The 7,250-nt window shown below is 68.4% G+C and carries 4 protein-coding genes; 1 reads left to right on the top strand and 3 read right to left on the bottom strand.

All coding sequences use genetic code 11. The features are described 5' to 3' along the window. Positions 1 to 1,175 (top strand): hypothetical protein (locus MRY84_RS19930; protein ID WP_291507425.1); only part of this gene is annotated, 1,175 nt, incomplete at its 5' end. A gap of 131 nt (positions 1,176 to 1,306) precedes the next feature. Here the strand turns inward: MRY84_RS19930 and MRY84_RS19925 are convergent. From MRY84_RS19925 to MRY84_RS19915, 3 genes are all read right to left on the bottom strand, one after another. Continuing rightward, positions 1,307 to 3,541: an NADP-dependent isocitrate dehydrogenase gene (locus MRY84_RS19925; protein ID WP_291507424.1), complete on the bottom strand. Its 2,235-nt coding sequence runs from the start codon at positions 3,539 to 3,541 to the stop codon at positions 1,307 to 1,309. Positions 3,542 to 3,765: 224 nt separating this feature from the next. Continuing rightward, positions 3,766 to 4,530 (bottom strand): ligase-associated DNA damage response endonuclease PdeM, encoded by a 765-nt coding sequence (gene pdeM, locus MRY84_RS19920; protein WP_291507423.1) that lies wholly within the window; start codon positions 4,528 to 4,530, stop codon positions 3,766 to 3,768. Between the two features lie 9 nt (positions 4,531 to 4,539). Continuing rightward, on the bottom strand, positions 4,540 to 7,224 hold the full coding sequence (locus MRY84_RS19915; protein ID WP_291507426.1) for a ligase-associated DNA damage response DEXH box helicase: 2,685 nt from the start codon (positions 7,222 to 7,224) through the stop codon (positions 4,540 to 4,542). Positions 7,225 to 7,250 lie beyond the last annotated feature (26 nt).

Raw genomic sequence — 7,250 nt, 5'->3', positions numbered from 1 at the left:
CCCTGCCGACGCAGTGGAACGGCCATCTGGTGATGCACGCGCATGGCGGGCCCACGCTGGGCGCGCCCAAGGCCGAACGTGCGGTGGAGGACCTGGAGCGCTGGTCCATCATGGTCCGCGCGGGCTATGCGTGGGCGGGCAGCACCTTTCGCCAGGGCGGTGTGGAAGTGCGCGCGGCGGCCGAGGACACGGAACGCCTGCGGCAGATCTTCGTGCGGCACGTGGCGCAGCCCAAGCGCACCATCCTGCACGGCCAGTCGTGGGGCGCCAGCGTGGCGGCCAAAGGGGCCGAGATGTTCACCGCCACGTTCGGCGCGAAACGCCCTTATGACGCCGTGCTGCTGACCAGCGGCGTGCTGGCGGGCGGCACCCGTTCGTACGACTTCCGCACCGATTTGCGCGTGGTGTACCAGTACCTGTGCAACAACCACCCGCGCTCCACCGAGGCGCAATACCCGCTGAACACCGGGCTGCCGCGCGACGCGGTGATGACGCAGGCCGACCTGGCGGTGCGTGTGAACGAATGCCTCGCGCTGAACAAGCCCGTGGCCGAGCGCACGCCTGAGCAGCAGCGCAAGGTGCAGACCCTTGTGGACGTGATCCGCATCCCCGCCAGTTCGATCCAGGGCCACCTGAACTGGGCCACGTTCCACTTCCGCGACGTGGTACAGCACCGCACCGGCGGCGCGAGCCCGTTCGGCAATTGGGGCGTGGTCTACCAGGGGTCGGCGGACGATGCTGCGCTCAACGCCAGCGTGCTGCGCTACCGGGCTGACCCCCAGGCCTTCGCGCGATTGGCCCAGGACACGGACCCCACCGGGCGCATCCCGGTGCCCGTGCTCACCGTCAAGGGCGTCGACGATCCCATCGCCTTTGTCGAGCTGGATGCGGAGTTCAAGGCGACGATGGAGCAGGGCGGCAGCGCCGTGCGGCTGGTGCAGACCTTCACGCAGCACAACACCCACAGCTACCTGAGCGACCCCACCTACCCCACGCTGATGGCGGCCCTGCTGCGCTGGGTGGACGAGGGCGCCAAGCCGACGCCCGAAGGCATTGCCCAGCAGTGCCCCGCGTACGAGGCCCGATTCGGCAAGGGCTGCGCCTTCCTGCCCGCCTATGCGCCCGCGCCGCTGGCCAGCCGGGTGGCTGACCGCGAGCGGCCGGTGCTCCGATAACGGTCTTCAGAAGCAAAAAGGCCCCGCTCGAAAGCGGGGCCTCTGCGTTCAATGTGCTACTAATTTAGTAGCTACCAGCGCTTGTTGGGCAAGCGCTGGAGGCCGGTAGGCCTTAAGCCATTTGCTGGCTCTTACTTCACTGCTTGCAGGGCGGCGTTCAGCGTGGCGCTGGGACGCATCACGGTGTCGAGCTTGGACAGGTCGGGCATGTAGTAGCCGCCGATGTCAGCGGGCTGGCCCTGCACGGCATTGAGCTCGTCCACGATCTTCTGCTCGTTCTCGGTCAGCTGCTTGGCCAGGGGCGCGAACTTGGCGGCCAGCTCGGCGTCCTCGGTCTGCGCGGCCAGTTCCTGGGCCCAGTACATGGCGAGGTAGAACTGGCTGCCGCGGTTGTCCAGCTGGCCCGTCTTGGGCGAGGGGTTCTTGTTGTTGTCCAGCAGCTTGCCCGTGGCGGCGTCCAGCGTCTTGGCCAGCAGCTTGGCGCGGGGGTTGTTGTTCTTGATGCCGAGGTCTTCCAGCGATACGGCCAGCGCCAGGAATTCACCCAGGCTGTCCCAGCGCAGGTGGTTTTCTTCCACCAGCTGCTGCACGTGCTTGGGCGCAGAGCCGCCGGCACCCGTTTCGTACATGCCGCCACCAGCCATCAGCGGCACGATGGACAGCATCTTGGCCGAGGTGCCCAGTTCCATGATGGGGAACAGGTCGGTGAGGTAGTCGCGCAGGATGTTGCCGGTGGCGCTGATGGTGTCGAGGCCGCGGATCACGCGCTCCAGTGTGTAGCGCATCGCACGCACCTGGCTCATGATCTGGATGTCCAGGCCGGTGGTGTTGTGCTCGTGCAGGTACATCTTGACCTTGGTGATCAGCTGCGCCTCGTGCGGGCGGTACGAGTCGAGCCAGAACACCACGGGCATGCCGGAGTTGCGGGCACGGTTCACGGCCAGCTTCACCCAGTCGCGGATCGCGGCGTCCTTGACCTGGCACATGCGCCAGATGTCGCCTTGCTCCACGTTTTGCGACAGCAGCACTTCGCCCGTCGCCAGGTCGGTGATGTTGGCCACGCCGTCTTCAGGAATCTCGAAGGTCTTGTCGTGGCTGCCGTATTCCTCGGCCTGCTGGGCCATCAGGCCCACGTTGGGCACCGTACCCATGGTCTTGGGGTCGAACGCGCCGTGCCACTTGCAGAAGTTGATGATCTCCTGGTAGATGCGGGCGAAGGTCGATTCGGGCATCACGGCCTTCACGTCCTTCAGGCGGCCGTTGGCGTCCCACATCTTGCCGCCGTTGCGGATCATCGCGGGCATGGAGGCGTCCACGATGATGTCGTTGGGCGAGTGGAAGTTGGTGATGCCCTTGGCCGAGTCGACCATGGCCAGTTCGGGGCGGTTCTCGTGGCAGGCGTGCAGGTCGCGCTTGATCTCGTCGCGCTGGCTTTGCGGCAGCGATTCGATCTTGCTGTACAGGTCTACCATGCCGTTGTTCACGTTCACGCCCAGCTCTTCAAACGTCTTGGCGTGTTTCTCGAACGCGTCCTTGTAGAAGATCTTCACGCAGTGGCCGAACACGATGGGGTGCGACACCTTCATCATCGTGGCCTTCACGTGCAGCGAGAACATCACGCCGGTCTTGCGCGCGTCTTCGATTTCCTTTTCGTAGAAAGCCAGCAGGGCCTTCTTGCTCATGAACATGCTGTCGATCACTTCGCGGTCGAGCAGGCTGACCTTGGGCTTCAAGATGATGGTCTTGCCGCTCTTGGTGATCAGCTCCATCTTCACGTCACGGGCGCGGTCCAGCGTCATGGACTTTTCGCCGTGGTAGAAGTCGCCGGCGTGCATGTGCGACACGTGCGAGCGCGAGGCCTGGCTCCACTCGGCCATGCTGTGCGGGTTCTTGCGGGCGTATTCCTTCACGGCCTTGGGCGCGCGGCGGTCCGAGTTGCCTTCGCGCAGCACGGGGTTCACGGCCGAGCCGATGCACTTGCCGTAGCGGGCCTTGATCTCCTTCTCTTTGTCGTCCTTGGGCTGGTCGGGGTAGTCGGGCAGGGCATAGCCTTTGGCCTGCAGTTCAGCGATGGCGGCCTTGAGCTGCGCAACGGACGCGCTGATGTTGGGCAGCTTGATGATGTTGGCGTCGGGTTGCAGCGTTTTCTTGCCCAGCTCGGCCAGGGTGTTGGGCACCTTCTGTTCGTCGGTGAGGTAGTCCGGGAACTCGCCCAGCACGCGCGCTGCCACCGAGATGTCGCTCTCGGTCACGTTGATGCCTGCAGGCGCCGCAAACGTGCGGACGATGGGCAGGAACGAAGCCGTGGCCAAGCGAGGCGCCTCGTCGGTCAGGGTGTAGATGATGGTGGGTTGCTGAGTCGTCATGGCTTGTCTCACGAACAGAGTTTGTAAATGCCCCCGGCTGCCCGGGGCAGCGGGGCCAAACGCGGATGCTCCCTGATTCTCCTTGCTCGGGGCTGTCGGTGCCCGCCGTTTTTGCAATCGAATCCCACAATGCAAAATTATCATGGCCTCTAGGCCACTTTTTTTCGTCAGAAAGTGGTAGGGATGGGGTGTGGCGGGGCGGGCCGGAGCCGGCGCGTGGTGCTTCAGGCATACCCGGGCGGCAACCGCACCACGCAGGCCGGCGTGACGGCGAACTGCGCCCAGTCGCTGCCCAGCGCTACCGGCGAGGCGCCCGTGAAGGCGCCAAATGCCGGCAGGACGAGCTGGCCGTCGCCCCACCCGAAACAGGGCGCGCGCACCGTGTCGCGCGCGGGGCCGCGCAGGCGCACGGCGGGGTGCCAGTGCCCCGCCAGCACCGTGTGGCCGGCCACGGTCCGGGGGTGGTGGCAGGCCAGCACGGGGGTTTCCACGCTGGGCTGCCAGGGCTCGTCCACCAGCGCCAGTTCCAGCGAAGGCGGAGGATCGCCCGCATGCAGGTCGTGGTTGCCGCGCACCAGCGTCATGGCCACCTGCGCGTGGCGCTGCCGCCACGGCAGCAGCTGGCGCCACAGGGCGGGCGCGGCGCCCGGGCGGGCGTGCAGGAAGTCCCCCAGAAAGACCAGCTGCGTGGCGCCTGTGATGGCCAGCACCTCGTCCAGCCGCGCGAGGTTGTCGGCCGTCGTGCCGTGCGGCACCGGCTGGCCCGCGTGGCGAAACGATGCGGCCTTGCCGAAATGCACGTCGGCCACCAGGGCCATCTGCTGCGCCGGCCACCACACGGCACGCTGGGGCAGCAGCCACAGCTGGGTGCCGCACGGCAGCACGATGGGGACTGCGCCGGGCTTCGCAGGCGGTGTTGCAGAAGCGGGCAGCGCCGTGGCGCTGCGTGGCGGGATGGGTGGAAGGGAGGGGCGGGAGTCAGCGGTCACAGGCCAGCATCATCGGGCCGCGCGGCGGCCGCGTGGGCGCCGGGGTCTTGTGCCGGCGGGGGCGTCCGGAGCCTCCCATGCCAGGGGCGCCGCCGCGGCCTCGCTGGCGCGGTGGGTGCCCATGGTGGCGTCGGCCGCCAGCTCCAGCGCCTGCGCCATGCGCAAGAGCCGGTCCCCCAGCGATTCGGTGCTCAGGCGTTCGCGAAAACGCTCGACCATCAGCGGCAACGCAAATGGCGTGGGGCGCTGCAGCGCGTGCACCGACAGTTGCTGCCCCTTCATGCGCTGCAGGGTGCGCGCCAGCCGCTCCATGTCCAGTTCCTGCACCAGCAGCTCGGCGCGGGCCTGGGCGAGCAGCAGGTTGTCCGGGTCGTACTGCGCGAACACGTCGTAGTACAGCGAGGAGGATGCCTGCAGCTGGCGGCTGCTGCGTTGCTCGCCGGGGTGGCTCTGGAAGATGAGCCCGGCAATGCGCGCAATCTCGCGAAAGCGCCTGCGTGCCATTTCGGTGGCGTTCAGGCTGGCCAGCACTTCATCTTCAAGCCCGCTGCCCACGGTGCTGTGGGTGGCATCGCCAATCAGGTGCGGCAGCAACGCGGGCCAGTCCACCGGCTTGGCCGACAGCAGCTCCAGCCCATAGTCGTTGACGGCGATGGAGAACGTGTTGGCCACCTGCTGCGATGCACGCCACGCCAGCAGCCCCGCCAGCCCCAGGTGCACCAGCCGCCCGGCCAGCGGGTACAGGTACAGGTGCCAGCCCTCGCGCGTGTGCAGCACTTCGGCCACCAGCCGGCCGGGCGTGGGCAGGGCGGACCACGCGTCCTGCAGCGCCAGCAGGGGCTGGGCGCAGCGCATCTCGGGCGATGCGAAGACACCGCGCTCGGCCTGCTCCAGCTGGCGCAGCATGGCGTCGGCCAGCGTGTTGGACAGCGGCATGCGCCCGCCATTCCAGCGCGGCAGCGCGGCGCTGCCTTTGGGGGCGGTGCGTACATAGGCCGTCATCTGCTGCGTGCGCACCAGCTCCAGCAGGCGGCCGGCGAACATGAACACATCGCCGGGCTTGAGGCGCGCGATGAAGCTCTCCTCCACCGAGCCCAGCCGCCCGCCACTGACGAACTGCACCTGCATGCTCGCGTCGCTCACGATGGTGCCGATGTTGCTGCGGTGGCGCCGGGCCAGGCGCGCATCGGGCATGCGCCACACACCATCTTCGTCTGGCACCACCCGGTGAAAGTCCGGGTAGTTGGCCAACGAAGCGCCGCCCTGGCGCACGAACTGCAGCGCCCACTGCCAGTCGTTGTCGGAAAGCCGGGCGTAGGCGGGCGCACGCCGCACCTCGGCCAGCAGCGCGTCGGGCACAAAGCCGCCGCCCAGCGCAATCGTCACCAAGTGCTGCACCAGCACATCCAGGGGTGCGCGGGGCGTGTGCCGGTCTTCGATGCGGCCCTCGGCCAGCGCCTGGCGGGCGGCGGCGGCTTCCACCAATTCCAGGCTGTGCGTGGGCACCAGCGTGATGCTGCTGGTGCGCCCCGGCGCGTGGCCCGAACGGCCCGCGCGCTGCACCAGCCGGGCCACGCCCTTGGCCGAGCCGATCTGCAGCACCTGTTCCACCGGCAAAAAGTCCACGCCCAGGTCCAGGCTGGAGGTGCACACCACCGCCTTGAGCGCGCCGTGCTTGAGGCCGGCCTCGACCCAGCCGCGCACCTCGCCGCTGAGCGAGCCATGGTGCAGCGCCAGCACCCCCGCCCAGTCGGGCCGCGCCTCCAGCAGCGCCTGGTACCAGCGCTCGGCCTGCGAGCGGGTGTTGGTGAAGACCAGTGTGGATGCGCTGGCTTCGATCGACTGCACCACCTGCGGCAGCAGCGACAGCCCCATGTGTCCCGCCCACGCAAAGCGCTCCACCCGTTCGGGCAGCAGCACCTGCACCTGCAGCGTTTTGTCGATGCGGCCCTGCACCAGCAGCGGCGCCGGGCGGCGCGGTGCGCGGGGTGGCCGCGCGGGCACCAGCGTGGCCAGTGCCTCCTTCAAATTGCCCAGCGTGGCCGACATGCCCCACACCTGCAGCGCGGGGTTCCAGCCCGACAGGCGCGCCAGCGCCAGCTGCACCTGCACGCCGCGCTTGTTGCCTACCAGCTCGTGCCACTCGTCCACCACCACCAGCTGCACGCTGGCCAGGCGCGTGTGCGCATCGGCGCGGGCCAGCAGCAGTGAGACGCTCTCGGGCGTCGTCACCAGCACCGTGGGCAGGCGCCGGTCTTGCGCGGCGCGCTCGCCGCTGGCAGTGTCTCCGGTGCGCAGGCCGCTGGTCCAGTGCGGGGCCAGCGCGGGCAGGGGCGCTTGCAGGGCGCGCAGCGAGTCGGCCGCCAGGGCGCGCATGGGGGTGATCCACAGCACGGTGAGGGGCGGCGCGGTGGCGCGGTGGGTGCGGGTGCTTTCGTTCGTTGGCACGAAGGGATGCGTTTCTTTTCCCGTTCGCCTTGAGCCTTTCGCAGGGCCTGCAACCATGCGTGCGCCGGCTTCGACAGGCTCAGCCCGAACGGTTAGGGATGGAGCCAGATGCTGCAGCGCGCCCAGCCACACCGCATAGGTCTTGCCCGCGCCTGTGGTGGCGTGCAGCAGGCCCGAGCGGCCTTCGGCCATCGCCTGCCACACCTGCCGCTGGAATGCGAAGGGCTGCCACCCCTGGCCTTGCAGCCACTGCGCCGCGGGGCCGCTCGGTG

Origin of the sequence: Acidovorax sp., from assembly GCF_022763525.1 — a bacterium.
Lineage (GTDB): Bacteria > Pseudomonadota > Gammaproteobacteria > Burkholderiales > Burkholderiaceae_C > Acidovorax.
The sequence above is the reverse complement of the archived record's forward strand: the minus strand, read 5'-3'. Positions and strand labels throughout refer to the sequence as shown.

Excerpts from the sequence above, each read along its gene's own strand:
- MRY84_RS19925 (WP_291507424.1), bottom strand. The coding sequence starts at position 3,541 with ATGACGACTCAGCAACCCACCATCATCTACACCCTGACCGACGAGGCG.